Source organism: Pseudomonas sp. 8(2025), from assembly GCF_052665325.1.
This window is the reverse complement of record NZ_JBQOIE010000009.1, coordinates 130250-153554: the sequence shown is the minus strand read 5'-3', so window position 1 is coordinate 153554 and position 23305 is coordinate 130250. Positions and strand designations below refer to the sequence as shown.

The 23305-nt window shown below is 63.5% G+C and carries 20 protein-coding genes; 7 read left to right on the top strand and 13 right to left on the bottom strand.

Annotation, left to right across the window (positions count from 1 at the left end):
- The first annotated feature begins 7 nt into the window (after positions 1 to 7).
- The 5 genes from ACUXVH_RS18470 to nadA all read left to right on the top strand — a co-directional run bounded on the left by ACUXVH_RS18470 (position 8) and on the right by nadA (position 4592).
- Positions 8 to 775 carry a COG4705 family protein gene (locus ACUXVH_RS18470; RefSeq protein ID WP_065365370.1) on the top strand — a complete coding sequence of 256 codons (768 nt, stop codon included), beginning with the start codon at positions 8 to 10 and terminating at the stop codon, positions 773 to 775.
- Between the two features lie 28 nt (positions 776 to 803).
- Positions 804 to 1238, top strand: coding sequence for a hypothetical protein (locus tag ACUXVH_RS18465; RefSeq protein WP_041119609.1), 435 nt, complete (start codon positions 804 to 806; stop codon positions 1236 to 1238).
- 110 nt (positions 1239 to 1348) lie between these two features.
- The gene (locus ACUXVH_RS18460) at positions 1349 to 2014 is read left to right on the top strand and encodes a response regulator (protein ID WP_019094554.1); all 666 of its coding nucleotides are present in this window, start codon (positions 1349 to 1351) and stop codon (positions 2012 to 2014) included.
- Complete coding sequence (locus ACUXVH_RS18455; RefSeq protein WP_065365371.1) at positions 1990 to 3360, top strand: ATP-binding protein; 1371 nt, start codon at positions 1990 to 1992, stop codon at positions 3358 to 3360. The genes ACUXVH_RS18460 and ACUXVH_RS18455 overlap by 25 nt, the downstream gene beginning before the upstream one ends.
- A gap of 173 nt (positions 3361 to 3533) precedes the next feature.
- The gene (nadA, locus tag ACUXVH_RS18450) at positions 3534 to 4592 is read left to right on the top strand and encodes a quinolinate synthase NadA (RefSeq protein ID WP_015636755.1); all 1059 of its coding nucleotides are present in this window, start codon (positions 3534 to 3536) and stop codon (positions 4590 to 4592) included.
- Between the two features lie 65 nt (positions 4593 to 4657).
- On the opposite strand, the gene ACUXVH_RS18445 is transcribed toward nadA, so the two are convergent.
- From ACUXVH_RS18445 to arcD (ACUXVH_RS18390), 12 genes are all read right to left on the bottom strand, one after another.
- Positions 4658 to 5146: an RDD family protein gene (locus tag ACUXVH_RS18445; RefSeq protein ID WP_011062898.1), complete on the bottom strand. Its 489-nt coding sequence runs from the start codon at positions 5144 to 5146 to the stop codon at positions 4658 to 4660.
- A gap of 96 nt (positions 5147 to 5242) precedes the next feature.
- A complete protein-coding gene (locus tag ACUXVH_RS18440; protein WP_007977299.1) occupies positions 5243 to 5455 on the bottom strand; it encodes a cold-shock protein in 213 nt (70 codons plus the stop codon).
- Positions 5456 to 5847: 392 nt separating this feature from the next.
- Complete coding sequence (gene gcvT / locus ACUXVH_RS18435) at positions 5848 to 6972, bottom strand: glycine cleavage system aminomethyltransferase GcvT (RefSeq protein WP_065365372.1); 1125 nt, start codon at positions 6970 to 6972, stop codon at positions 5848 to 5850.
- Positions 6973 to 7013: 41 nt separating this feature from the next.
- Positions 7014 to 8390: an L-serine ammonia-lyase gene (locus tag ACUXVH_RS18430; protein ID WP_065365373.1), complete on the bottom strand. Its 1377-nt coding sequence runs from the start codon at positions 8388 to 8390 to the stop codon at positions 7014 to 7016.
- Positions 8391 to 8568: 178 nt separating this feature from the next.
- Positions 8569 to 11424, bottom strand: a complete 2856-nt coding sequence (gcvP, locus tag ACUXVH_RS18425; protein WP_065365374.1) for an aminomethyl-transferring glycine dehydrogenase — start codon at positions 11422 to 11424, stop codon at positions 8569 to 8571.
- 9 nt (positions 11425 to 11433) lie between these two features.
- Complete coding sequence (gcvH, locus tag ACUXVH_RS18420) at positions 11434 to 11817, bottom strand: glycine cleavage system protein GcvH (protein WP_011062894.1); 384 nt, start codon at positions 11815 to 11817, stop codon at positions 11434 to 11436.
- 313 nt (positions 11818 to 12130) lie between these two features.
- On the bottom strand, positions 12131 to 13639 hold the full coding sequence (locus ACUXVH_RS18415) for a sigma-54-dependent transcriptional regulator (protein ID WP_011062893.1): 1509 nt from the start codon (positions 13637 to 13639) through the stop codon (positions 12131 to 12133).
- A gap of 174 nt (positions 13640 to 13813) precedes the next feature.
- On the bottom strand, positions 13814 to 14173 hold the full coding sequence (locus ACUXVH_RS18410; protein WP_011062892.1) for a DUF5064 family protein: 360 nt from the start codon (positions 14171 to 14173) through the stop codon (positions 13814 to 13816).
- Positions 14174 to 14245: 72 nt separating this feature from the next.
- A complete protein-coding gene (gene arcC, locus ACUXVH_RS18405; RefSeq protein ID WP_011062891.1) occupies positions 14246 to 15175 on the bottom strand; it encodes a carbamate kinase in 930 nt (309 codons plus the stop codon).
- A 62-nt stretch (positions 15176 to 15237) separates the two neighbouring features.
- A complete protein-coding gene (locus tag ACUXVH_RS18400; protein ID WP_015636749.1) occupies positions 15238 to 16248 on the bottom strand; it encodes an ornithine carbamoyltransferase in 1011 nt (336 codons plus the stop codon).
- A gap of 84 nt (positions 16249 to 16332) precedes the next feature.
- Positions 16333 to 17589, bottom strand: a complete 1257-nt coding sequence (gene arcA / locus ACUXVH_RS18395) for an arginine deiminase (RefSeq protein ID WP_011062889.1) — start codon at positions 17587 to 17589, stop codon at positions 16333 to 16335.
- Positions 17590 to 17634: 45 nt separating this feature from the next.
- Positions 17635 to 19062 (bottom strand): arginine-ornithine antiporter, encoded by a 1428-nt coding sequence (arcD, locus tag ACUXVH_RS18390; RefSeq protein ID WP_011062888.1) that lies wholly within the window; start codon positions 19060 to 19062, stop codon positions 17635 to 17637.
- A 453-nt stretch (positions 19063 to 19515) separates the two neighbouring features.
- Here arcD (ACUXVH_RS18390) and arcD (ACUXVH_RS18385) point away from each other — a divergent pair, with 453 nt between their 5' ends.
- Positions 19516 to 20943 (top strand): arginine-ornithine antiporter, encoded by a 1428-nt coding sequence (gene arcD, locus ACUXVH_RS18385; protein ID WP_011062887.1) that lies wholly within the window; start codon positions 19516 to 19518, stop codon positions 20941 to 20943.
- Positions 20940 to 21809 carry a DNA-3-methyladenine glycosylase family protein gene (locus tag ACUXVH_RS18380; protein ID WP_065365375.1) on the top strand — a complete coding sequence of 290 codons (870 nt, stop codon included), beginning with the start codon at positions 20940 to 20942 and terminating at the stop codon, positions 21807 to 21809. The genes arcD (ACUXVH_RS18385) and ACUXVH_RS18380 overlap by 4 nt, the downstream gene beginning before the upstream one ends.
- A gap of 44 nt (positions 21810 to 21853) precedes the next feature.
- On the opposite strand, the gene ACUXVH_RS18375 is transcribed toward ACUXVH_RS18380, so the two are convergent.
- Entirely contained in the window at positions 21854 to 23209 is a 1356-nt protein-coding gene (locus ACUXVH_RS18375) for a CoA transferase (protein ID WP_065365376.1), read from the bottom strand.
- Between the last annotated feature and the right edge of the window lie 96 nt (positions 23210 to 23305).

Below are 23305 nucleotides of genomic sequence, written 5' to 3'. Positions count from 1 at the left end.
GCACCCGATGAAGCCGCTGAGCAAGACCGATTGGCTGAACAAGGTTCCGGAGGTGACGCTGTCCTTCTGGATCATCAAGATCATGTCCACCACCGTGGGCGAAACCTGCGCCGACTACCTGGCCGTCGACGCCGGCCTGGGGCAGGGCGTGACCAGCATCGGCATGGCCCTGTTGCTGGGGCTGGCGCTGTTCGCGCAGTTCCGCAGCCGGGCCTACACGCCATGGATCTACTGGCTGAGCGTGGTCCTGGTGAGCATCGTCGGGACCCAGATCACCGATGTGCTCACCGATCAGCTGGGCATCAGCCTGTACCTCAGCACCGCAGTGTTTGCAGGCTTGCTGGCGGTCAATTGCGCTGTCTGGTACGCCGTTGAGCGCAATCTGTCGATCCGCCAGATCGTTACCCCGCGACGCGAGCTGTTCTACTGGGCCACCGTGCTCTGCACCTTCGCCCTGGGAACCGCCGCCGGGGACCTGGCCACCGAGGCGCTGGGGCTCGGCTTTACCCTGGGAGCGCTGATCTTTGCCGCACTGATTGCCGTGACCCTGGTGGCCTGGCGCCTGGGGGGCAATGCGGTGCTGACCTTCTGGATCGCCTACATCCTCACCCGACCGTTTGGCGCCGCCCTCGGCGACCTGCTGACACAAGCCAAGACCTACGGTGGCCTGGGCCTGGGCGCCACCTGGACCAGCGCAATCTTCCTCTGCGTGATTCTTTTGCTGGTGACCGTCGCGCAGCTCAACGTCAACAACCGTCAGCGCCTTTCCCACTGATTATCCGACCTTCACTCAAGGACTCATCATGGCCTTTATCCGCTCTGCCATTCGCTACACCACGACTCTTTCCATGATTGCCCTGCTGGGGCTGGCCGCGGGGTGTTCCAAGCCTGCCGATGCGCCCAAGCCCGGCACTGCCGCTTCAGCCCAGGCTACCGCGGCCACGGCCTCCAGGCTGGGCGACCTGGCCGAGTTCCAGGCCATTGCCCGTGATGTGGCCGGCTTGGTGGACAAGCAGGACCTGGCGGGGGCGAAGCGCCGGATCAAGGATCTGGAAGTTGCCTGGGACTCCGCCGAAGCCGGCTTGAAGCCTCGTGCCGCCGGTGACTGGCATGTATTGGACAAGGGCATCGACCGAGCACTTGACGCCCTGCGCGCCGGCACCCCGCAACAGGCCGAGTGCAAGTCGGCGATGGACGATCTGCTGGCAACGTTCAGTCGCTTGCAAGGCAAGGCCTGACCCTCATCTTTTCCAGCAGACCGGCAGGCGAGTGATTACCCTTGGGGGGACTCGACCCGGGCCCGGCCTTGCTCAAGCGCAGGCCGGGCCTGTTTCACTACGGAGGCACTATGCGGATCTTGCTGGTGGAGGACGACGGGATGATCGCCGAGGCGATACAGGGCGCCCTCAAGGATGCAGGCTACGCCGCCGACTGGGTCAGCGATGGGGTGACCGCCCTGGCTGCCCTGGACAGCCAGCATTACGACCAGGTGCTGCTAGACCTCGGCCTGCCCGGCAAGGACGGGTTACAGGTGCTCGACAGTATTCGTCGCCGTAACAACCCGGTGCCGCTGTTGATCATTACCGCTCGTGACAGCCTCGATGACCGGCTGCGAGGCCTGGACGGCGGCGCGGACGACTACCTGCTCAAGCCCTTCGCCATGGCCGAGCTGCTGGCGCGAATGCGTGCGGTCATGCGTCGCAAAGGCGGTAGCGCGGCACCGCTGCTGGGCAATGGTGTGGTTTCGCTGGACCCGGTATCGAAACAGGCAAGCTCGTTCGAGCAGCCTGCGGTGCAGCTGTCGAACCGCGAATTCGCCTTGTTGCAGGCGCTGTTGATCCGCCCGGGGGCGATTCTTTCCCGTAGTGAGCTGGAAGACCGCATCTACGGCTGGGGCGAGGAGGTGGAAAGCAATGCGGTGGAGTTCCTGATCCATGCCTTGCGCCGCAAGTTGGGAAGCCAGGTGATCAAGAACGTCAGGGGGATGGGATGGATGGTTTCAAAAGACGTCTGAGCGAATCGGTCCAGCTCAGGCTGTCCATTGCCCTATCAGTGGCGGTGCTGATCGTTGCGCTGCTGGCCGGAGTCTTTGCTTATGTCTCGGCCTTCGACGAGGCCCTGGAGATGCAGGACAACACCCTGCGCCAGGTGGCCGCGCTGTTCGAGCGCCAGCACATGACCCTGGCCTACCCGCCGCCGGGGCAGGTCGTCGCCGACGATAACGAGGAATCCAGGGTGGTCGTTCAATACCTGGCCGATGGCGCCAGGGCGGCGGCGGACAGTGATGCCGAAATCCCCCTGCCGCTGCCCACCACCCTGGCGGACGGTCTGTCGACCCTGGCGGTGGGCGGCGAGCCGTTTCGGGTGCTGGTCAAGACCACCAGCGCCGGCCTGCGGATTGCCGTGGCCCAGGAAACCGGCGCTCGTGACAGGGATGCGCGGGAAAGCGCCTGGCGTGGACTGTTGCCCTTCCTGATCCTGTTTCCCGTGCTGTTGCTGGTGATTGCCGATCTGGTGCGCAAACTGTTTCGTCCCATCGAGCAGTTGGCGGCCGAGATCGATCTGCGTGACGAGCAGGAATTGCACCCGATCGACGAGCGCCATCTGCCGACCGAGGTGCGGCCTTTCGTGCGGGCCATCAATCGCCTGTTGCTGCGGGTGACTCAGTCCATGACGACGCAGCGGCGTTTCGTGGCGGATGCCGCCCATGAATTGCGCTCGCCGCTGACGGCCTTGTCCCTGCAGGCCGAGCGCCTGGCATCGGTGGAGATGCCCAGCCTGGCTCGGGAGCGCCTGCAACTGTTGCGCCGGGGGATCGAGCGCGGCAGGAAGCTGATCGATCAATTGCTCGGGCTGGCGTCTGCACAATCGGCCATCAATGGCCGGATTGAGCCGGTCTCGGTGCACGGGGTGTACCGCCGGGTGCTGGAGGACCTGCTGCCCCTGGCGGAGGCCAAGGCGATCGACATCGGCCTGGAAGGTGGGCCGGACAGGCAGGTGCTGATCAGCCAGGAGGACCTGTTGACCCTGGTGAAGAACCTGGTGGACAACGCCATCCGCTATACCCCGCAAGGTGGGCGGGTAGACCTGTCGGTGGCCCAGGTGCAGGACGAGATCCTGCTGCAGGTCAGCGACTTGGGGCCGGGTATTGCCGTGGCTGAGCGCGAGCGCGTGTTCGACCCTTTCCATCGCGGGCTGGGCAGCGATGAAGTGGGCTCCGGGTTGGGGCTCGCCATCGTCAAGGCCATTGCCGATCGGCATGCCGGCCGGGTCTGGCTGGATTACTCCGACCAACGGGCCAAACGCGGGTTGTGTGTGACGGTGGCTTTCGCCCGGGTGCAGGCGCCGCCGGCAGGGTAGGGCGCGGCTGTTGGGCAGAATAGGCTTTTGAATACCCTGGATATTCTGTAGCCTTGCGCGGCTCCAATGTTGTCCGTACCTGATGAACTCACTCTCCCGGCGGGGCCTTAAGCGGTCCGGAGCCGGTGGTATACTCGACTTTCGCGCCTCAAGCGCCTGCAGGTCTTGCGAACATGACGCAAATTTCTGAACGCCTTCTGGTTCAAGCCCACCTCGACGCCAAGCAGCCCAAACCCTTGAGCGCTGCGCAAGAGGCCCATCTGCGTGCCGCCATCGCTGCCGAGCTCAAGGCTCAGGATGCAGTGCTGGTTGCACACTTCTACTGTGATCCGGTGATTCAGGCCCTGGCCGAAGAAACCGGTGGCTGCGTGTCCGACTCCCTGGAAATGGCCCGCTTCGGCAATGCCCATCCGGCCAAGACCGTGCTGGTTGCCGGGGTCCGCTTCATGGGTGAGACGGCGAAGATTCTCAACCCTGAAAAACGGGTGTTGATGCCGACCCTGGAAGCCACCTGCTCCCTTGACCTTGGCTGCCCGGTGGAGGAGTTCTCGGCCTTCTGCGACCAGCATCCCGAGCGCACCGTGGTGGTTTATGCCAACACGTCGGCGGCGGTCAAAGCCCGTGCCGACTGGGTGGTGACGTCCAGTTGCGCCCTGGAAATCGTCGAAAGCCTGATGGATAACGGCGAGAAGATCATCTGGGGCCCCGACAAGCACCTGGGCACCTACATCCAGCGCCAGACCGGTGCCGACATGCTGCTCTGGGACGGTGCCTGCATCGTTCACGAGGAGTTCAAGTCCAAGCAGCTGGAAGACATGAAGGCGCTGTATCCGGATGCGGCCATTCTGGTGCACCCGGAGTCCCCCAGCTCGGTGATCGAACTGGCCGATGCGGTGGGCTCCACCAGTCAGCTGATTGCTGCCGCGCAGCGCCTGCCGAACAAGACCTTCATCGTCGCCACCGACCGCGGCATCTTCTACAAGATGCAGCAGCTGTGCCCGGACAAGGTGTTCATCGAGGCGCCGACGGCCGGCAATGGTGCGGCGTGCCGCAGTTGTGCCCATTGCCCGTGGATGGCCATGAATACCCTGGAGCGTACCCTGCAGTGCCTGAAGGATGGCAGCAACGAGATCAGCGTCGACCCGGCGCTGATCCCCAATGCGCTCCGCCCTCTGAAGCGCATGCTGGATTTCACCCAGGCCGCGCGGATGAAACTGGCGGGCAACGCCTGATCGGTTCTTCTGCTCGCTTAAAAAAAACGCCCCGATCTGTCGGGGCGTTTTTGTAGGCGGCGGGCTTACTTCTTCTGCTTGGGAATGCGCACCAGCTGGCTGTTGGAGTAGATGTCGTGCCAACTGCGTTTCTGCTTGTCCACCAGCACCCAGAAGAAGCCCAGGCCGGCACACAGCCAGGACGCGATCGACACCATGAAGCGCAACAGTGCCTGCCACAGGCTGATACGGCTGCCGTCGGCGTTCTGCACCCGGATACCCCAGACCTGCATGCCCAGGGTCTGGCCGGAGTGGGTCCAGAACTTGGCGAAGAAACCGAACAGTACGAACAGCAGCACCGTGGAATACAACGGGTCACCGTCCAGGGCGCCGGACTCGGTCAGGGTACGCATCCGCGCCTCGCCGATGATCTGCATCTGGATCAGCTTGTAGACGCCGCCCGTGACAATCAGCAGGGCAACGCACAGCAGGAAATCATAGAACATCGCTGCCAGGCGACGACCCAGGCCGGCGGCGGGGAACTCGCCTTGGGGGCTTAGCAGATGTTTCGACATGACAGGCTCTCGACTGAAAAAAGAAGCCATTTTACGGAATTGCGCGCACAAAAAAGCCCCTGATGTCAGCATCAGGGGCTTTTTCGTTACAGACGATTAAGCTTCTGCTTGTACTTCGTCAGCCTGCATGCCTTTCTGGCCTTGCACAGCGATGAAGGTCACTTTTTGGCCTTCTTTCAGGCTCTTGAAGCCGTTGCCCTGAATGGCGCGGAAGTGTACGAACAGATCCGGACCGCTTTCTGGAGTGATAAAACCAAAACCTTTCTCGTCGTTAAACCACTTGACGGTACCGCTCTGACGTTGGGACATTTCTTATTTCCTTTGACGCTAAAAAATTAATGACAGTCTCTTTCTCATGAAAGAGTACTGGGCTGGGTTGCAGGAAAGTAAGAGACGTCGAACGGGTTGTAGCAAACTTGTTAGCTACTGCCCAGGTCACGATTCCAAGCGACCCATGCAAACACAGTGGGGAAACTCTACGCCAACTATGGGAGAAAAAACAAGCCCCGCGAAGCCCCGGTTTTACTCAGCTTGCCGAGGTTTGGCGGAACTAGCGTACGGGGCTTATTCGATAGAGTTGTTCAATTGTTTTCGGGCGTTATAAGTGAAGTTCAGTATCGAAAATATGCACTGTTTTATGGCGGTTGCGTTACAGATTAGTGCACTTTTAACGCAACCGCGTTACTTATAGAAACAGTCCCTCAGCCGCGGTAGTAGCGTTGTGGCACGAATGGCATTTTGCTTACAAGCATTGGCACCTTTTTCCCACGAACTATTGCTGCAACTGGCGTATCGAGTGCGCAGTGCTCTATGTCGAGGTAGCCCATGGCCAAGGGGCCGCCCAGGGTCGGACCAAAACCGCCGCTGCACACGCTGCCGATAACCTTGCCTTGGGCGTCGACGATCTCTGCACCTTCACGTACCGGTGTGCGTTCCTGGGGCAGCAGGCCGACGCGTTTGCGGCTGACACCGCCTTGCTGTTGGGCAAAGATCACCTCGGCACCGGGGAAGCCGCCGGCGCGGGCGCCATCGGCACGACGTGCCTTGGAGATGGCCCACAGCAGGCTGGCCTGGATCGGCGTGGTGTCGCTGTTCATGTCATGGCCATAGAGGCACAGGCCGGCTTCCAGGCGCAGGGAGTCGCGGGCGCCGAGGCCGATGGCCGCTACTTCCGGCTCGGCTAGCAGGGCACGGGCGAGTTTTTCCGCCTGGGCCGCCGGCACCGAGATTTCGAAACCGTCTTCGCCGGTGTAGCCCGAACGGCTGACAAAGCAGTCTACGCCCAGCAGGGTCACCGGCTTGAACTGCATGAAGGTCATCTGCGCCACCTCCGGCGCCAGGCGCGCCAGCACCGTGACCGCAGCCGGGCCTTGCAGGGCCAGCAGGGCCCGTTCCTCGAACAGCGGTTGAATGTCGCATTGCTCGCCCAGGTGGCGGCGCAGGTGGGCCAGGTCCTGGTCCTTGCAGGCGGCGTTGACTACCAGGAACAGCTGTTCGTCCCCCAGGTTGGCCACCATCAGGTCATCAAGGATGCCGCCCTGTTCGTTGGTGAACATGGCGTAGCGCTGCATGCCCACCGGCAAGTCGATGATATCCACCGGCACCAGGGTCTCCAGGGCCTGGGCGGCATTGGCGCCGCGCAGCAGGATCTGCCCCATGTGGGACACCTCGAACAGCCCGGCCTGTTCACGGGTGTGCTGGTGCTCCTTCATCACTCCCAGCGGGTACTGCACCGGCATGTCGTAGCCGGCGAACGGCACCATGCGGGCGCCGAGTTCCAGGTGCAGGCTGTGCAGCGGGGTTTTCAACAGTGTTTCGGTGGACATGGGCAACTCCTGAAAAAAAACGTGCGGATACAGGCTGCGTATCAGCACTCGATAATGTTCACGGCCAGACCGCCACGGGCGGTTTCCTTGTATTTGCTTTTCATGTCGGCGCCGGTCTGGCGCATGGTGCGGATGACCTTGTCGAGGGAGACGAAGTGCTGCCCGTCGCCACGCAGGGCCATGCGCACCGCATTGATGGCCTTGACCGAGCCCATGGCGTTGCGCTCGATGCAGGGCACCTGCACCAACCCGCCAATGGGGTCACAGGTCAGCCCGAGGTTGTGTTCCATGCCGATTTCCGCGGCGTTCTCCACTTGCTGCACGCTGCCGCCGAGGACCTCGCACAAGGCCCCGGCCGCCATCGAGCAGGCCACGCCCACTTCACCCTGGCAGCCGACTTCGGCGCCGGAGATCGAGGCGTTTTCCTTGTAGAGGATGCCGATGGCTGCGGCGGTGAGGAGAAAACGCACCACCCCGTCTTCGTTGGCCCCGGGAATGAAGCGCATGTAGTAGTGCAGCACCGCCGGAATGATTCCGGCCGCGCCATTGGTGGGGGCTGTGACCACCCGTCCGCCGTTGGCGTTTTCTTCATTCACCGCCAGGGCATAGAGGTTGACCCAGTCCAGCACCGACAGGGCATCGCGCAGTGCCGCTTCCGGGTGCTTGCACAACTGGCGGTGCAGGGCCGCGGCACGGCGCTTGACCTTGAGCCCGCCGGGCAGGATGCCTTCGTTGCGGCAGCCGGCATCCACGCAGTCCTGCATCACCTGCCAGATCTTCAGCAGGCCGGCGCGGGTTTCAGCTTCCGGGCGCCAGGCACTTTCATTGGTCAGCATCACCTGGCTGATGGACAGGCCATAGGTAGCGCAATGTTGCAGCAGTTCCTTGGCATTGCGGAAAGGGAAGGTCAGGCGGGTGGTGTCTTCAACGATGCGATCGGCCCCGGCGGCATCTTCATCCACGACGAAACCACCGCCAACGGAGTAGTACTCGCGGCTGCGGATCTGCAAACCGGCGCTGTCGAAGGCACGAAAGATCATGCCATTGGGGTGATAGGCCAGGGGCTTGCGGATCATGGCCAGGTGTTCTTTCTCGTTGAACGCAATGCTGTGTTCGCCGAGCAGGTTGAGGCGCGCGCTGCTGCGTATTTCCTGCAGGCGCGCGGCGATGTTTTCGGTATTCACGGTGTCCGGGTGCTCGCCTTCCAGGCCCAGCAGCACCGCCTTGTCGCTGCCGTGGCCTTTACCGGTGGCGCCCAGCGAGCCGTACAGCTCGACCTTGACGCAGGTGGTGGCCTTCAGCAGGTCTTCACGGCGCAGGCCTTCGACAAAGCGCGCGGCGGCGCGCATCGGGCCGACGGTGTGGGAGCTGGAGGGGCCGATGCCAATCTTGAACAGGTCGAACACGCTCAGGGACATGTTGGTTCTCCGGTTTCTTATTGTGATGATCGGCACGCAGGCACTTGTAGGCGCGGGCTTGACCGCGATCCAGGCGCGCTGTTCGACCCGATTGATGGGGGTCGCTCATCGCCGGCGAGCCGGCTCCTACAGGTATACGCGGTATCTGCAGGGGCACGGCTCTCCAGTGATGGACGGCTTACGCGTCCTGGTAGCTCTCGATCGAAGGGCAGGCGCACACCAGATTGCGGTCGCCGAACACGTTGTCGACCCGGCCAACCGGCGGCCAGTACTTGCCTTCCACCAGGGATGCCACGGGGTACACCGCCTGTTCACGGCTGTATGGATGGGACCACTCGCCCACCAGTTCGGCCGCGGTGTGCGGAGCGTTCTTCAGCGGGTTGTCGTCCTTGTCCAGGGCGCCGTTTTCCACTGCGCGGATTTCTTCGCGGATGCGGATCATGGCGTCGCAGAAGCGGTCCAGTTCTTCCTTGGATTCGCTTTCGGTGGGCTCGATCATCAGGGTGCCGGCCACCGGGAAGGACATGGTCGGCGCGTGGAAGCCAAAATCGATCAGGCGCTTGGCCACGTCGTCCACGCTGATGCCGCTGCTGTCTTTCAAAGGACGCAGGTCGAGGATGCATTCGTGGGCCACCAGGCCGTTGCTACCGGTGTAGAGCACCGGGTAGTGCTCTTCCAGGCGGCGCGAGATGTAGTTGGCATTGAGGATCGCCAACTGCGAGGCGCGCTTGAGGCCGGCGCCGCCCATCATGCTGATATACATCCAGGTGATCGGCAGGATGCTGGCGCTGCCGAACGGAGCGGCACAGACCGCGCCTTTCTTGTTTTCCAGCGCGGCATGGCCGGGCAGGAAGGGTGCCAGGTGCGACTTGACGCCGATCGGGCCGACGCCCGGGCCGCCACCGCCGTGGGGAATGCAGAAGGTCTTGTGCAGGTTCAGGTGCGACACGTCGCCACCGAACTTGCCCGGCGCGCAGAGGCCGACCATGGCGTTCATGTTGGCGCCGTCGATGTACACCTGGCCGCCGTTGTCGTGAATGATGCCGCAGATTTCGCGGATGCCTTCTTCGAACACGCCGTGGGTCGACGGGTAGGTGATCATCAGCGCGGCGAGGTGCTCGCGGTGCTCGATGGCCTTGGCCCGCAGGTCCTCGATGTCGACGTTGCCGCGGGCGTCGCAGGCGGTGACTACCACGCGCATGCCGGCCATGTTGGCAGTGGCCGGGTTGGTGCCGTGGGCCGAGGAGGGAATCAGGCAGATATCGCGGCGCTCGTCGCCACGGCTCTGGTGATAGGCACGAATGGCCAGCAGGCCGGCGTACTCGCCCTGGGAGCCGGCGTTGGGCTGCAGCGACACCGCGTCGTAGCCGGTGGCAGCGCAGAGCATCGCTTCAAGTTCGGTGGTCAGTTGCTGGTAGCCGGCGCTTTGCTCGGCGGGAGCGAAAGGGTGCAGCGCGCCGAACTCGGCCCAGGTGATGGGGATCATCTCGCTGGCGGCGTTGAGCTTCATGGTGCAGGAGCCCAGCGGGATCATGGTGCGATCCAGGGCCAGGTCCTTGTCCGCCAGCTTGCGCAGGTAGCGCATCAGCTCGGTTTCCGAGTGATAGCGGTTGAATACCGGGTGGCTGAGGATCGCCGACTGGCGTGCCAGGGCCGCGGGGATGGCGCTGGTGACCGCCGCCGCGAGTGCCGCGAAGTCCGGCGCGGGCTTGCCGTCGGCCAGCAGGCTCCACAGGGTTTCAACGTCGGCTTGAGTGGTGGTTTCGTCCAGGGACAGGCCCAGGCGCTCGGGGTCTATCACCCGCAGGTTGATGCCCTGGGCGCGAGCCTTGTCGTGCAGCGCAGCGGTGCGGCCAGCGGTGTGCAGGCTCAGGGTATCGAAGAAGCTTTCCTGCTCCACGGTCAAGCCCAGCTGGACCAGGCCCTTGGCCAGAATCGCGGTCAGGTGGTGGATGCGCTGGGCGATCTGGGTCAGGCCCTTGGGACCGTGGTACACGGCATACATGCTGGCGATGTTGGCCAACAGGACCTGGGCGGTGCAGATGTTGCTGGTGGCCTTCTCGCGGCGGATATGCTGCTCGCGGGTCTGCATGGCCAGGCGCAGGGCCGGCTTGCCGAAACGGTCCACCGAGACGCCCACCAGGCGGCCGGGCATGTCGCGCTTGAAGGCATCGCGGGTGGCGAAGTAGGCCGCATGCGGGCCACCAAAGCCCAGGGGCACGCCGAAGCGCTGGGCACTGCCGATGGCCACGTCGGCGCCGAATTCCCCGGGCGGGGTCAGCAGGGTCAGGGCCAGCAGGTCGGCGGCCACGGCCACCAGGGCGTTGGCAGCGTGGAAACGCTCGGTCAGCTCGCGGTAGTCGAACAGGTCACCGTTGCTTGCCGGGTATTGCAGCAGGGCGCCGAAGAACGGGCTGACGTCGGTCAGCTTGCGCTCATCGCCCACCACCACGTTGATCCCCAGGGGCTCGGCACGGGTGCGCAGCACATCGAGGGTCTGTGGGTGGCAATGCTGCGAGGCGAAGAAGGCGTGGCTGCCCTTGTTCTTGCTCAGGCGCTTGCAGAAGGTCATGGCTTCGGCGGCGGCGGTGCCTTCGTCCAGCAGCGAGGCGTTGGCGATTGGCAGGCCGCTCAGGTCGCTGATCAGGGTCTGGAAATTCAACAGGGCTTCCAGGCGACCCTGGGAGATTTCCGGCTGGTACGGGGTGTAGGCGGTGTACCAGGCGGGGTTTTCCAGGAGGTTGCGCAGGATCGGCGACGGCGTATGGCAGTTGTAGTAGCCCTGGCCGATATAGGTCTTGAACAGCTGGTTCCTGGCGGCGATGGCCTTGATCGAGGCCAGGGCCTGGGCTTCGCTCAGGCCCTGGCCCAGCTCCAGTACGCTGGTGCCCTTGATGCTCTCGGGAATCACGCTGGCGCTCAGGGCTTCCAGGGAGTCGAAGCCGAGGCTATTGAGCATGGCTTGCTCATCGCCCTGGCGCGGGCCGATGTGGCGCGCGATGAATTCGTTGGCGGTGCTCAGGTTGACGGTCATGGCGGCTCCTCAGGCTTCGGCGCTGGCTTTGATCAGGCGGTCGTAGGCGTCCTGGTCCAGCAATTGGCCAACGGCAGCGGCATCGGCAGGGATGAAGCGGAAGAACCAGCCTTCGCCCAGCGGGTCTTCGTTGACCAGTTCCGGGCTGTCTTCCAGGGCCGGGTTGGTGGCGACCACTTCACCGTCCAGGGGCATGTACACGCCGCTGGCGGCTTTCACCGATTCCACGGTGGCGGCTTCGGCGCCCTTGTCGTAGCCCTGCAGCTCCGGCAGTTGCACAAACACCACATCACCCAGGGCGTTCTGGGCGAAAGCCGTAATGCCGACGGTGACACTGCCATCCGCTTCGGTACGCAGCCATTCGTGATCTTCAGTAAAACGCAACTCGCTCATGGAAACTCCTCAGGGGCCAGACTCGTCTGGTGGACGCGATTGAATGCTCGGACAGCGCCGAGCCGAATGGCAATGTCCATAGCAAGAACACGGCCAATATTTATTTGGCCGTTGTAAATCAAGGGGTTGAGTGTTTTTTGTAGAGAATGGAATTTCACGGCCGTAGCGAAAACGCTACAGCACGGGGTGCGGAAAAAAGGCTTTGAGGATCAAAGCCTTGCACGGCTGCGATTGCAAGGCTTTGTAGCGAAATCGTTCCACTGTAGCGCTTTCAGTACAGATGGAGGTCGCTTCCAGAGCGGCAGGCGCAAGCTCAGGCCTTGCTGGGAATGCCGTATTTGCGCAGGCGGTGGGCAATCGCGGTATGGGAGGTCTGCAAGCGGTTGGCCAGTTGCCGGGTCGAGGGGTAACTGACGTAGAGGTTTTCCAGCAGCTCCTTCTCGAAGGCTTCCACGGCCTGTTCCAGGCTGGCCACTTCGGCATCGTTCTGGCGGGCTACCGAGGTGCCGGCAATGTCCAGGTCACCGATGTCCACCAGGTTGCTCTCGCAGATCGCCGCCGCACGGAAGATCACGTTCTGCAATTGCCGCACGTTGCCCGGCCAGCGGTTGCCCAGCAGCGCCGGGTAGGTCCCCGGTGTCAGCCGGCACACCGGCCGCTGGATCTGCGCGCAGGCCTGCTGCATGAAGTAGCGGGCCAGCAGCAGGATGTCCTGGCCGCGTTCGCGCAGCGGTGGCACTTCCACGTTCAGCACGTTGAGGCGATAGAACAGGTCTTCGCGGAAGGTGCCTTCGTTGACCATTTTTTCCAGGTCACGATGGGTGGCGCTGAGGATGCGCACGTTGACCTTGATCTCGCGATCGCCACCGACCCGGCGAAAGCTGCCGTCATTGAGAAAGCGCAGGAGCTTGGCCTGCAGGTAGGGCGACATCTCGCCGATTTCATCGAGGAACACCGTGCCCTGGTTGGCCAGCTCCATCAGCCCCGGCTTGCCGCCGCGCTGGGCGCCGGTAAAGGCGCCGGGGGCATAGCCGAACAGCTCGCTCTCGGCCAGGTTTTCCGGCAGTGCCGCGCAGTTCAGGGCCAGGAACGGCGCGCCGTGGCGGGCGCTGATGGCGTGGCAGGCACGGGCCACCAGTTCCTTGCCGGTGCCGGTTTCACCCTGGATCAATAGTGGTGCGTCCAGCGCTGCAACCCGCTGCGCCCGGGCCTTGAGGGTGCGGATCGCCGGTGATTCGCCGAGCAGGGCATCGAAGCCTTCGGCGTGGTCGTGATGCAGGGCCGAGAGCCGTTCACCGATGCGGTTGGGCGGGTACAGGGTCAGCAGGGCACCGGCGTCGGTAATGGGAGTGGCGTCCAGCAGCAGGGTCTGGCCATTGACGGTGATTTCCCGCAGCGGCAGGCGAAAGCCGTTTTCCAGCAGGGCCTCCAGCAGTGCGGGGTCGGCAAACAGCTCGGCGACGCTTTCCCCGGCCGGTTCGCGACCATACAGGGCGATCAGCGCCGGGTTGGCCAGCAGCACTTTGCCGGCACTGTCCAGGGCCAGCACCGGATCGGTCATGGCCGCCAGCAGGGCGTCCAGTTGCAGGTGCCGGCGTTGCCCGGGAAGGATGTCCACCACCGTCACCGCCTGCACGCCACGTACGTTGAACAGCGCATCGCGCAGTTCTTCCAGCACCTGGGGGCTCAAGGTCGGGGCATCGATATAGACGTTGGGCGGCACCATTTCCACCGCATCCAGGTTGAGGTTGCGCCCGCCCAACAGGGCCAGGACTTCCTGGGTGATGCCGACGCGGTCGATGAAGCTGACGTGGATACGCATGGGGTGACTGACGGTTCTGCAAAGCGGAGGGTGGCCAGTATGCCTTGGGGCAGGGGCTTAGTCGAAATCGTCACGCATGCCGCAGGAGCCGGCTAGCCGGCGAAGGCGGGCCGGGCAGCGATGCAGGGCCGTGGTCAGTTCGCCGGCACGTCGGCCCCAGCAGGGGATCGGGGGTTATGCAAGGTGCTCGGGTTTCACCGGGTCGCCGGGCTTGACGTCCAGTTGCTTGCGTACGTCCTCGAACATTTCGTCGTAGTACTTGTGCATCGAGGCAATGCTGGCGCTCTTGGGCAGGCCGTGCTGCTGGGCGAGGCGGGTGGCGTGGCGGGCGAAGTCAAAAGCCAGGTCCTTGGCCAGGAAGAACTGCTCCTTCAGGGACTTGTCTTCGATGGTGCCGTGCAGGGTGAACAGCATGCCCTTGCCCTCCTTGGGGTCGTGGGCCACTTCGTAGTCAATGCACAGGTTGTAGCTGAAGTCGTCCTTGTTCAGCGCATGGCGCTCGATATGCAGGTGACCGGGCTCAAACATGGCCATAGGCTTCTCTCCTCCAGGGCTTTGAAATGAGGGCAGGCGCCGGGCCTGCCCCGAGTTTTCACTGCAAGCGTCTTACAGGTAACTGATGCCAGGTTGCGCGGTGCTGATGCGGGTGCCGGCCTTGCCCTGGACGATCGCTTCGATGTCCGAGAGTGAACCGATCACTGCGGTTTTGCCAGTGTGCCGGGCAAATTCGCAGGCGGCCTGGACCTTCGGCCCCATGGAGCCGGCGGCAAAGCCCAGCTTCTCGATTTCGTCCGGGTGGGCCTGGCCGATGGCCTTCTGGGTCGGTTTGCCGAAGTCGATGAACGCCGCGTTGACGTCGGTGGCGATCACCAGCAGGTCGGCTTCCAGTTGCTCGGCCAGCAGCGCCGAGCACAGGTCCTTGTCGATCACGGCCTCGATGCCCTTGAGCTTGCCATCCTCGCCGTACATGGTGGGGATGCCGCCACCGCCGGCGCAGATCACGATGCTGCTTTTTTCCAGCAGCCACTTGATCGGACGGATCTCGAAGATGCGCTTGGGTTTCGGGCTGGCCACTACCCGGCGGTACTTGTCGCCATCCGGGGCGATGGCCCAGCCTTTTTCCTTGGCCAGCTTCTCGGCTTCTTCCTTGCTGTAGACCGGGCCGATGGGCTTGGTCGGGTTCTTGAATGCCGGGTCCTTGGCGTCCACTTCCACCTGGGTCAGCAAGGTGGCGAACGGCACCTCGAAGTCCAGCAGGTTGCCCAGTTCCTGTTCGATGATGTAGCCGATCATGCCTTCGGTCTCGGCGCCTAGCACGTCCAGCGGGTAGGGCGAAACCTGGGTATAGGCCGCCGCTTGCAACGACAGCAGGCCGACCTGCGGGCCATTGCCGTGGGCAATCACCAGTTGGTTGCCGGGGTGGATCTTGGCGATCTGTTCGGTGGCGATGCGGATGTTGGCGCGTTGGTTGTCCGCGGTCATGGGTTCACCACGGCGGAGCAGGGCGTTACCGCCCAGTGCAACGACGATACGCATAATGCAGTCCTTCTAGAGTCCGGTGCCGGCGCCGCCTGGGCGGCGCCGGTGCTGGAGGGGGATTACAGGTCGGCCAGGGTCGAAACCAGGATCGCCTTGATGGTGTGCATGCGGTTTTCCGCTTGCTCGAAGGCGATGCAGGCGGGCGACTCGAACACGTCGTCGGTCACTTCAATGCCGTTGGCCAGGTGCGGATACTGCTCGGCGATCTGCTTGCCGACCTTGGTATCGCTGTTGTGGAAAGCCGGCAGGCAGTGCATGAACTTGGTCCGTGGGTTGCCGGTGGCTTTCATCAACTGGGCGTTGACCTGGTAGGGCAGCAGTTGCTCGATACGCTCGGCCCAGGCTTCCACCGGTTCGCCCATGGAGACCCAGACGTCGGTGTGAATGAAGTCCACGCCCTTGACCGCGGCTTTCGGATCCTCGGTGAGGGTGATGCGGGCACCGCTTTCCTCTGCGTATTGCTTGCAGCGCTGCACCAGGTCGTCATGGGGCCACAGGGCCTTGGGCGCGCAGATGCGCACGTCCATGCCGAGCTTGGCGCCCACCAGCAGCAGAGAGTTGCCCATGTTGTTGCGCGCATCGCCCAGGTAGGCGTAGCTGATCTCGTGGATCGGCTTGTCGGCGTGCTCACGCATGGTCAGCACGTCGGCGATCATCTGGGTCGGGTGGTATTCATCGGTCAGGCCGTTGAACACCGGAACCCCGGCGAATTTCGCCAGTTCTTCGACGATTTCCTGCTTGAAGCCGCGGTACTCGATGGCGTCGTACATGCGCCCCAGCACTCGGGCGGTGTCCTTCATGCTTTCCTTGTGGCCGATCTGCGAGGAGTTGGGGTCGATGTAGGTGACGTTGGCGCCCTGGTCATAGGCCGCCACTTCGAAGGCGCAACGGGTACGGGTCGAGGTCTTTTCGAAGATCAGGGCGATGTTGTTGCCCTTAAGGTGCTGCTGCTCGGTGCCGGTGTACTTGGCGCGCTTGAGGTCGCGGGACAGGTCCAGCAGGTAGCGCAGCTCACGTGGGGTGTGGTGTTCCAGGCTCAGCAGGTTACGGTTGTGGATGTTGAAAGCCATGATGGATCTCCTTTGATTTCGGTCGTCCACTTGCCGAGGCCCTTTGTAGGGGCAACGGCAAGCTGCTATGTCGGATAGGGGCGCTTAGTAGTCGATCGGGTCGCGGATGATCGGGCAGGTCATGCAGTGGCCGCCGCCACGGCCCCGGCCCAGTTCGCCGGCGCTGATGGTGATGACCTCGACCCCGGCCTTGCGCAGCAGGGTGTTGGTGTAGGTGTTGCGGTCGTAGCCGATGACCACGCCGGGCTCCACGGCCACCACGTTGTTGCCGTCGTCCCATTGCTCGCGCTCGGCGGCGAAGGCGTTGCCACCGGTTTCCACCACGCGCAGGGCCTTGAGGTTGAGGGCCTTGGCCACGGTGTCGAGGAAGCTGGTCTCTTCGCGACGCACATCGATGCCGCCGGGCTTGCTTTCGTCAGGGCGCAGGCTGAAGGCGACGATCTGGCTCACCACTTCCGGGAAGACCGTGACCAGGTCGCGGTCGCAGAAGCTGAACACGGTGTCCAGGTGCATCGCCGCGCGGGATTTCGGCAGGCCGGCGACGATCACGCGCTCCACGGCCTTGTGCTTGAACAGGTTCAGCGCCAGTTGGCCGATGGCCTGACGCGAGGAGCGCTCGCCCATGCCGATCAGGACCACGCCGTTGCCGATCGGCATCACGTCGCCGCCTTCCAGGGTGGCGTTGCCGTGTTCCTGGTCCGGGTCGCCGTACCAGATCTGGAAGTCGGCGTTGGTGAACTCGGGGTGGAACTTGTAGATGGCGGTGGTCAGCAGGGTTTCCTGACGTCGCGCCGGCCAGTACATCGGGTTCAGGGTCACGCCGCCGTAGATCCAGCAGGTGGTGTCGCGAGTGAACTGGGTGTTGGGCAGCGGCGGCAGGATGAAGCTGGAGTGGCCGAGGAAGTCGCGGAACATCTCGATGGTCTTGCCACCGAAGCTGGTGGGCAGGTCATCGGCCGATACACCGCCGATCAGGTACTCGGCGACCTTGCGCGGCTCCAGGCTGCGCAGCCACGAACCGACTTCGTTGACCAGGCCCAGGCCGACCTGGTTGGCGGTGATCTTGCGCTCCAGAATCCAGTCCAGGGCTTCGGGCATGGCGACAATGTCGGTCAGCAGGTTGTGCATTTCCAGCACATCGATATCCCGCTCACGCATCTTGGTGACGAAGTCGAAGTGGTCGCGTTTGGCCTGGGCCACCCACAGCACATCATCGAACAGCAGTTCATCGCAGTTGTTCGGGGTCAGCCGCTGATGGGCCAGGCCTGGGGAACAAACCATGACTTTGCGCAGTTTGCCGGCTTCGGAATGTACGCCGTACTTAACTTTTTCCGTGGTCATTACTGTGATCCTCCAGAGACAAAACAATCGGGGGTGTTGCTAGAGCTATAGGGTCAGGAAGCCGTCGTAGAGTCCGTAGGCCGCCACCAGGGCGCCTATGACCACTGCGGCAAAAATCAGCTTCTCGACGTTGGTGAAAATCGGTTTGTGCAGTTCCATCTTGGCCTTGGCGAACAGCACCACGCCGGGGGCGTAGAGCAGGGCCGAGAGCAGCAGGTACTTGACCCCGCCGGCATACAGCAGCCAGATCGCGTAGAGCAGGGCGATGCTGCCGATGATCAGGTCCTTCTTGCGTTCGGCCAGGGCCTGTTCATAGCTTTCGCCGCGCACCGCCAGCAGTACTGCGTAGGCCGCCGACCACAGGTAGGGCACCAGGATCATCGAGGTGGCGAGGTAGATCAGCGACAGGTAGGTGCTGGCCGAGAACAGGGTGATGACCAGGAAGATCTGCACCATGGCATTGGTCAGCCACAGGGCGTTGGCCGGTACGTGGTTGGCGTTCTCGCGGCGCAGGAACTCCGGCATGGTGTGGTCCTTGGCGGCGGCGAACATGATTTCCGCGCACAGCAGCACCCAGGACAGCAGCGCCCCCAGCAGCGAGATGATCAGGCCGACGCTGATCAGTACCGCGCCCCAGTGGCCCACCACATGCTCCAGCACTGCCGCCATGGACGGGTTCTGCAGCTTGGCCAGTTCCGGCTGGGTCATGATCCCCAGGGACAGCACGTTCACCAGCACCAGGAACAGCAGCACGGTGATGAAGCCGATGACGGTGGCCTTGCCCACATCCGAGCGTTTCTCCGCCCGGGACGAGAAGATGCTCGCGCCCTCGATGCCGATGAACACCCACACGGTGACCAGCATCATGTTGCGCACCTGGTTCATCACGCTGCCCAGGTCCGGATTCTTCACGCCCCAGATGTCGGCGGTGAAGATATCCAGCTTGAAGGCGAACAGGGCGATCAGCACGAACAGCAGCAGCGGCACCACCTTGGCAACCGTGGTCACCAGGTTGATGAAGGCCGCTTCCTTGATGCCGCGCAGCACCAGGAAGTGCACGGCCCAGAGCAAAACAGAGGCGCCGATCACGGCCGCGGGGGTGTTGCCCTCGCCGAAGATCGGGAAGAAATAGCCCAGGGTGCTGAACAGCAGGACGAAGTAGCCGACGTTGCCCAGCCAGGCGCTGATCCAGTAACCCCAGGCCGATGAAAAGCCCATGTAGTCACCGAACCCGGCCTTGGCGTAGGCGTAGACGCCGCCATCCAGGTCAGGTTTGCGATTGGCTAGAGTTTGGAAGACGAAGGCCAGGGTCAACATGCCGACAGCGGTAATTGCCCAACCAATAAGAACAGCACCAACATCGGCGCTGGCGGCCATGTTTTGCGGTAAGGAGAAGATCCCGCCGCCAATCATGGAACCCACTACCAGGGCGACTAAGGCGCCCAGTCTTAGTTTACCGGGGGATTCAGACATTGCATGACTCCAATGCAGGAGAAGAGAGACGTCAGAGTAAATCTGCTTGCAATCCGAACAGCTGACTCAGATCAGTTCATTACTGCATTCCGTTGTGAATGAATGACTTAAGATTTGTTGCGGGGGGTAGAATGCTGCCCGGAGAGGGCCATTCCAGACAGGTTTCGATCTCCTTATCAGTAGCGGTTCTCATTGCCGACGACGTTTGAAACTAGACCCTTTTGGGGAATGTGCAAATCTTTCAGCGGCATTGATTAATCACTTGGTAGTGATGGCACTTAGTGCATATACATAACAAAACAGTCGGTTATTCAGGGCCTTCTACGGGGTGTCCAGAGGCCCGTTGCTTAAAGGATAAATAATTGACTGTTACTGTTAGACGCAAATTTGTAGAAGTTATTTAATAGCGTGTAGCTTTAATCGCCAGATCGACTCACTGAAGCAGAGGTAGGGATGTCACAACCGGCGCAGAAGCTGCAACTCGGTGCATTGATCGCCCTGGTGGTGGGTTCCATGATTGGCGGCGGGATCTTCTCGCTGCCGCAGAATATGGCGGCCCGGGCCGATGCCGGAGCGGTGCTGATCGGCTGGGCCATCACCGCGGTGGGGATGCTGACCCTGGCCTTCGTCTTCCAGACCCTGGCCAACCGCAAGCCGGAGCTCGATTCCGGGGTCTACGCCTATGCCAAGGCCGGGTTCGGCGACTACATGGGCTTTTCATCGGCCTGGGGTTACTGGATCAGTGCCTGGCTGGGCAATGTCGGCTACTTCGTCCTGCTGTTCAGCACCCTGGGCTATTTCTTTCCGGTGTTCGGCCAGGGCAATACCCCGGTGGCCATCGGCTGTGCCTCGGTCCTGCTGTGGGCCGTGCATTTCCTGGTGTTGCGGGGGATCAAGGAGGCGGCGTTCATCAACCAGCTGACCACGGTGGCGAAGATCGTGCCGCTGGTGATGTTCATCGTCATCGCTGCCGTGGCATTCAAGGCGGATATCTTCACCCGGGATATCTGGGGCCGCAGCAACCCGAACTTCGGCGGGGTGATGGACCAGGTGCGCAACATGATGCTGGTGACGGTGTTCGTGTTCATCGGTATCGAGGGCGCCAGCGTGTATTCGGCCCGGGCGCAGAAGCGCGCCGATGTCGGGCGGGCCACGGTGATCGGTTTTCTCGGTGTGCTGGCGCTGCTGGTACTGGTCAACGTGCTGTCGTTGGGGATCATGAGCCAGCCGGAGCTGGCGCAATTGCAGAACCCTTCCCTGGCGGCAGTGCTGGAGCATATCGTCGGCCCCTGGGGCGCCTTGCTGATCAGCATCGGCCTGGCGGTTTCCCTGCTGGGGGCCTTGCTGTCCTGGGCCTTGCTGTGCGCCGAGATCCTCTACGCCACCGCCCGGGACCGGACCATGCCGGCTTTCCTGAAGAAGGAAAACGCCAACCATGTGCCGGTCAATGCCTTGTGGCTGACCAACGTGATGATCCAGATATTTCTGCTGATCACCCTGTTCTCCGCCGGCACCTACACCAGCCTGATCTACCTGGCGTCGTCGATGATCCTGGTGCCCTACCTGTGGTCGGCAGCCTATGCGGTGCTGCTCAGCGGTCGCGGGGAAACCTACGAGCAGGCCTCCCGGGAACGCAAGAAGGACCTGTTCATCGCCACCGTGGCCCTGAGCTATGCCATCTGGCTGCTGTACGCCGGTGGCTTGAAGTACCTGCTGCTGTCGGCCTTGTTGTATGCGCCGGGGGTGATCCTGTTCGCCAAGGCCAAGCATGAGCAGGGCGAGCCGTTGTTCACCCCGCTGGAAAAACTGATCTTCGCGGCCGTGGTCATCGGCGCCTCATTGGCGGCCTATGGCTTGTACAGCGGCCTGCTGGCGCTGTGATTCATCACCTGCCCTACCAGGGCGCCTACGACTGGCCGGCGATGCTGGGCTTTCTCAGGGCCCGCGCCATCGAAGGCCTGGAGGTGGTGCAGGGCGATACTTATGCCCGCACCTTCGCGCTGGCGGGCGGGCAAGGCACCTTGAGTGTCTGCCCGGGGCCTGCAGGCCATTTGCAGGTGCAGTTGCAGGGGGCCGAGCAGGCCCTGCTGCCCCAGGTGCTGGCGCGCTTGCGCCGGCAATTCGATCTGGACGCGGACCTACCCCTGATCAACCGCCATCTGGCCCGTGATCCGCTGCTCGCACCGTTGCTGGCGGCACGCCCGGGCCTGCGAGTACCCGGGGCCTGGGACGGTTTCGAGCTGGCCATTCGCGCCGTGCTGGGCCAGCAGATCACCGTGCAGGGCGCGATCCGCCTGGCGGGCAAGCTGGTGGCGGTGCATGGCCGGTTGCTGGCCAGTCCCGACCCGCAGTGGCCCGGTTTGACCCACCAGTTTCCCATTCCCCAGGTGGTGTCCACTGCCAACCTAGCCGACCTGGGAATGCCCCGCAGCCGGGCACGCACGCTGTCTGCCGTGGCCCAGGCCTTGCTCGACGATCCACTCCTGTTCGAACCCAGGGCCAGCCTGCAACAGGGGGTGGAGCGCCTGTTGCAATTGCCGGGAATCGGCGATTGGACCGCGCAATATATCGCCCTGCGCCAGTTGCGCGAGAGCGATGCCTTTCCGGCGGCGGACGTAGGCCTGTTCAACGCTGTGGCACGTCTGCAGGGGCTGCGGCCCAATGCCCGCCAACTGCTGGCCCGGGCCGAGGCCTGGCGGCCGTGGCGCGGTTATGCGGCGCAGCATTTGTGGGCGGCCATGGGCTGAAACGGTCTGCCGGTTCCTACGGGATCAACTGCCAGCCAAGGCCTTCACCACCATCTGGGGCGATGGGCGCCCAGGGCGGTGGCCGGGCAACTCCACTGCACCGGCGTTCCATTGATGTGCAACGGCACCCGCAGGCGCCGCGCCGGCCCCCAAGGGGTCTGTTCCAGCACCAGCCCCTGATCCTCGTGGTCTTCGGCGCGCAGTGGAGTTTCGGCGGTTGCTGACGGGGAATGATCAACCAGCAACTGGGCGGTACGGGCCAGGGACAGGCGCGCCGATGCGCCCTGCTCGCCGCTCAGGGACCGGGTCAGTGCCCGCAGGGCGCTGGCTGCCATCAGGTAACCGGTGGCGTGATCCAGGGCCTGGACCGGCAGTGGTACAGGCCTGTCCGCGGCTTTCCAGGCCATGCCGGCTTCGGCGATGCCGCAGCTCATCTGCACCAGGCTGTCGAAGCCCCGGCGGTTGCGCCAGGGGCCGCTCCAGCCGTAGGCATTGAGGCTGACTTCGATCAGCCCCGGAGCGATTTTCTGGCGTGCCTGGGCGTCATAACCCAGGTGTTCCAGGGCATCGGCGCGGTAGCCATGCAGAAGCAGGTCGGCCTGCGCCAGCAGGCCTTCGAACAGGGCACGCTGCTCAAGGTCGTGCAGATCGAGGCGCGCGCAGCGTTTGCCCAGGGTCACCTCCGGCTCCAGGGCCGGCTCGTTCCAGTGTGGCGGATCGATGCGCAACACCTCGGCGCCCAGCCCCGCCAGCAGGCGGCTGGCCACCGGGCCCGCCAGGACCCGGGTCAGGTCCAGTACCTTGAGCCCGGCCAGGGGCCGGTCGACGCGACCGCTCCAGGCCTTGTGCCGCTGATCGGCCTGGGGCAGCCAGTGCACCAGGGGTTCGCTGTTTACCGCCTGGCCCTGGGGGTGGGCCTGCCACTGCGCCCAGCTGCGCATCTTCGCGGCACAACCGCCCTGGTCGACTATCGCCTGCTCCAGTTCCAGGGCGTTCCAGGTGGCCACCTGGGCGGCCATGGCCGAGCGTTCGGTCACCGCTCCCAGCACCCGTTCGGCGGCGGCCCGGTGCTGAGGTGCGTTGGTGTGCAGGCGAATCCAGCCGTCGCGGCTGGCGTAGTCGCCGGCAATCGGGTCCCAGGGTGATGGCAGGCTCCAGCCCTGCGGGCGGATCGAGCTGGCGAACCAGAACGAGGCCAGGCGCCGGTCGACGCTGACCTCTGGCAGGCGTCCGGTCTGGCTGTACAGGAGTTCAGCGACTGCCTGCCCGGCAGCGGCAATGCTGGCGCTGGCCAGGTCGGTCACGGCGAAGGCCGAGGGCAGGGCGCCCTGGCCGGTTTGCCGGATGCTTGATGACGCCAGGCCCAGCGCGGCCTGGATGGATGCGAGTAACTCGGTCATGGCCCACTCCGCGGATCAGGGGAGGGCATTGCACCCTGAAACTGCCGCGGCTGTCGATCACCCCTGGTCATCGGCCGCGGCTGGCGCCGGAGCAGC

What these genes read in the sequence shown, in the direction of transcription:
- ACUXVH_RS18470 (WP_065365370.1), top strand. Translation starts at nt 8, where the DNA reads ATGAAGCCGCTGAGCAAGACCGATTGGCTGAACAAGGTTCCGGAGGTG.
- ACUXVH_RS18465 (WP_041119609.1), top strand. Translation starts at nt 804, where the DNA reads ATGGCCTTTATCCGCTCTGCCATTCGCTACACCACGACTCTTTCCATG.
- ACUXVH_RS18460 (WP_019094554.1), top strand. Translation starts at nt 1,349, where the DNA reads ATGCGGATCTTGCTGGTGGAGGACGACGGGATGATCGCCGAGGCGATA.
- ACUXVH_RS18455 (WP_065365371.1), top strand. Translation starts at nt 1,990, where the DNA reads ATGGATGGTTTCAAAAGACGTCTGAGCGAATCGGTCCAGCTCAGGCTG.
- nadA (WP_015636755.1), top strand. Translation starts at nt 3,534, where the DNA reads ATGACGCAAATTTCTGAACGCCTTCTGGTTCAAGCCCACCTCGACGCC.
- ACUXVH_RS18445 (WP_011062898.1), bottom strand. Translation starts at nt 5,146, where the DNA reads ATGTCGAAACATCTGCTAAGCCCCCAAGGCGAGTTCCCCGCCGCCGGC.
- ACUXVH_RS18440 (WP_007977299.1), bottom strand. Translation starts at nt 5,455, where the DNA reads ATGTCCCAACGTCAGAGCGGTACCGTCAAGTGGTTTAACGACGAGAAA.
- gcvT (WP_065365372.1), bottom strand. Translation starts at nt 6,972, where the DNA reads ATGTCCACCGAAACACTGTTGAAAACCCCGCTGCACAGCCTGCACCTG.
- ACUXVH_RS18430 (WP_065365373.1), bottom strand. Translation starts at nt 8,390, where the DNA reads ATGTCCCTGAGCGTGTTCGACCTGTTCAAGATTGGCATCGGCCCCTCC.
- gcvP (WP_065365374.1), bottom strand. Translation starts at nt 11,424, where the DNA reads ATGACCGTCAACCTGAGCACCGCCAACGAATTCATCGCGCGCCACATC.
- gcvH (WP_011062894.1), bottom strand. Translation starts at nt 11,817, where the DNA reads ATGAGCGAGTTGCGTTTTACTGAAGATCACGAATGGCTGCGTACCGAA.
- ACUXVH_RS18415 (WP_011062893.1), bottom strand. Translation starts at nt 13,639, where the DNA reads ATGCGTATCCACGTCAGCTTCATCGACCGCGTCGGCATCACCCAGGAA.
- ACUXVH_RS18410 (WP_011062892.1), bottom strand. Translation starts at nt 14,173, where the DNA reads ATGGCCATGTTTGAGCCCGGTCACCTGCATATCGAGCGCCATGCGCTG.
- arcC (WP_011062891.1), bottom strand. Translation starts at nt 15,175, where the DNA reads ATGCGTATCGTCGTTGCACTGGGCGGTAACGCCCTGCTCCGCCGTGGT.
- ACUXVH_RS18400 (WP_015636749.1), bottom strand. Translation starts at nt 16,248, where the DNA reads ATGGCTTTCAACATCCACAACCGTAACCTGCTGAGCCTGGAACACCAC.
- arcA (WP_011062889.1), bottom strand. Translation starts at nt 17,589, where the DNA reads ATGACCACGGAAAAAGTTAAGTACGGCGTACATTCCGAAGCCGGCAAA.
- arcD (WP_011062888.1), bottom strand. Translation starts at nt 19,062, where the DNA reads ATGTCTGAATCCCCCGGTAAACTAAGACTGGGCGCCTTAGTCGCCCTG.
- arcD (WP_011062887.1), top strand. Translation starts at nt 19,516, where the DNA reads ATGTCACAACCGGCGCAGAAGCTGCAACTCGGTGCATTGATCGCCCTG.
- ACUXVH_RS18375 (WP_065365376.1), bottom strand. Translation starts at nt 23,209, where the DNA reads ATGACCGAGTTACTCGCATCCATCCAGGCCGCGCTGGGCCTGGCGTCA.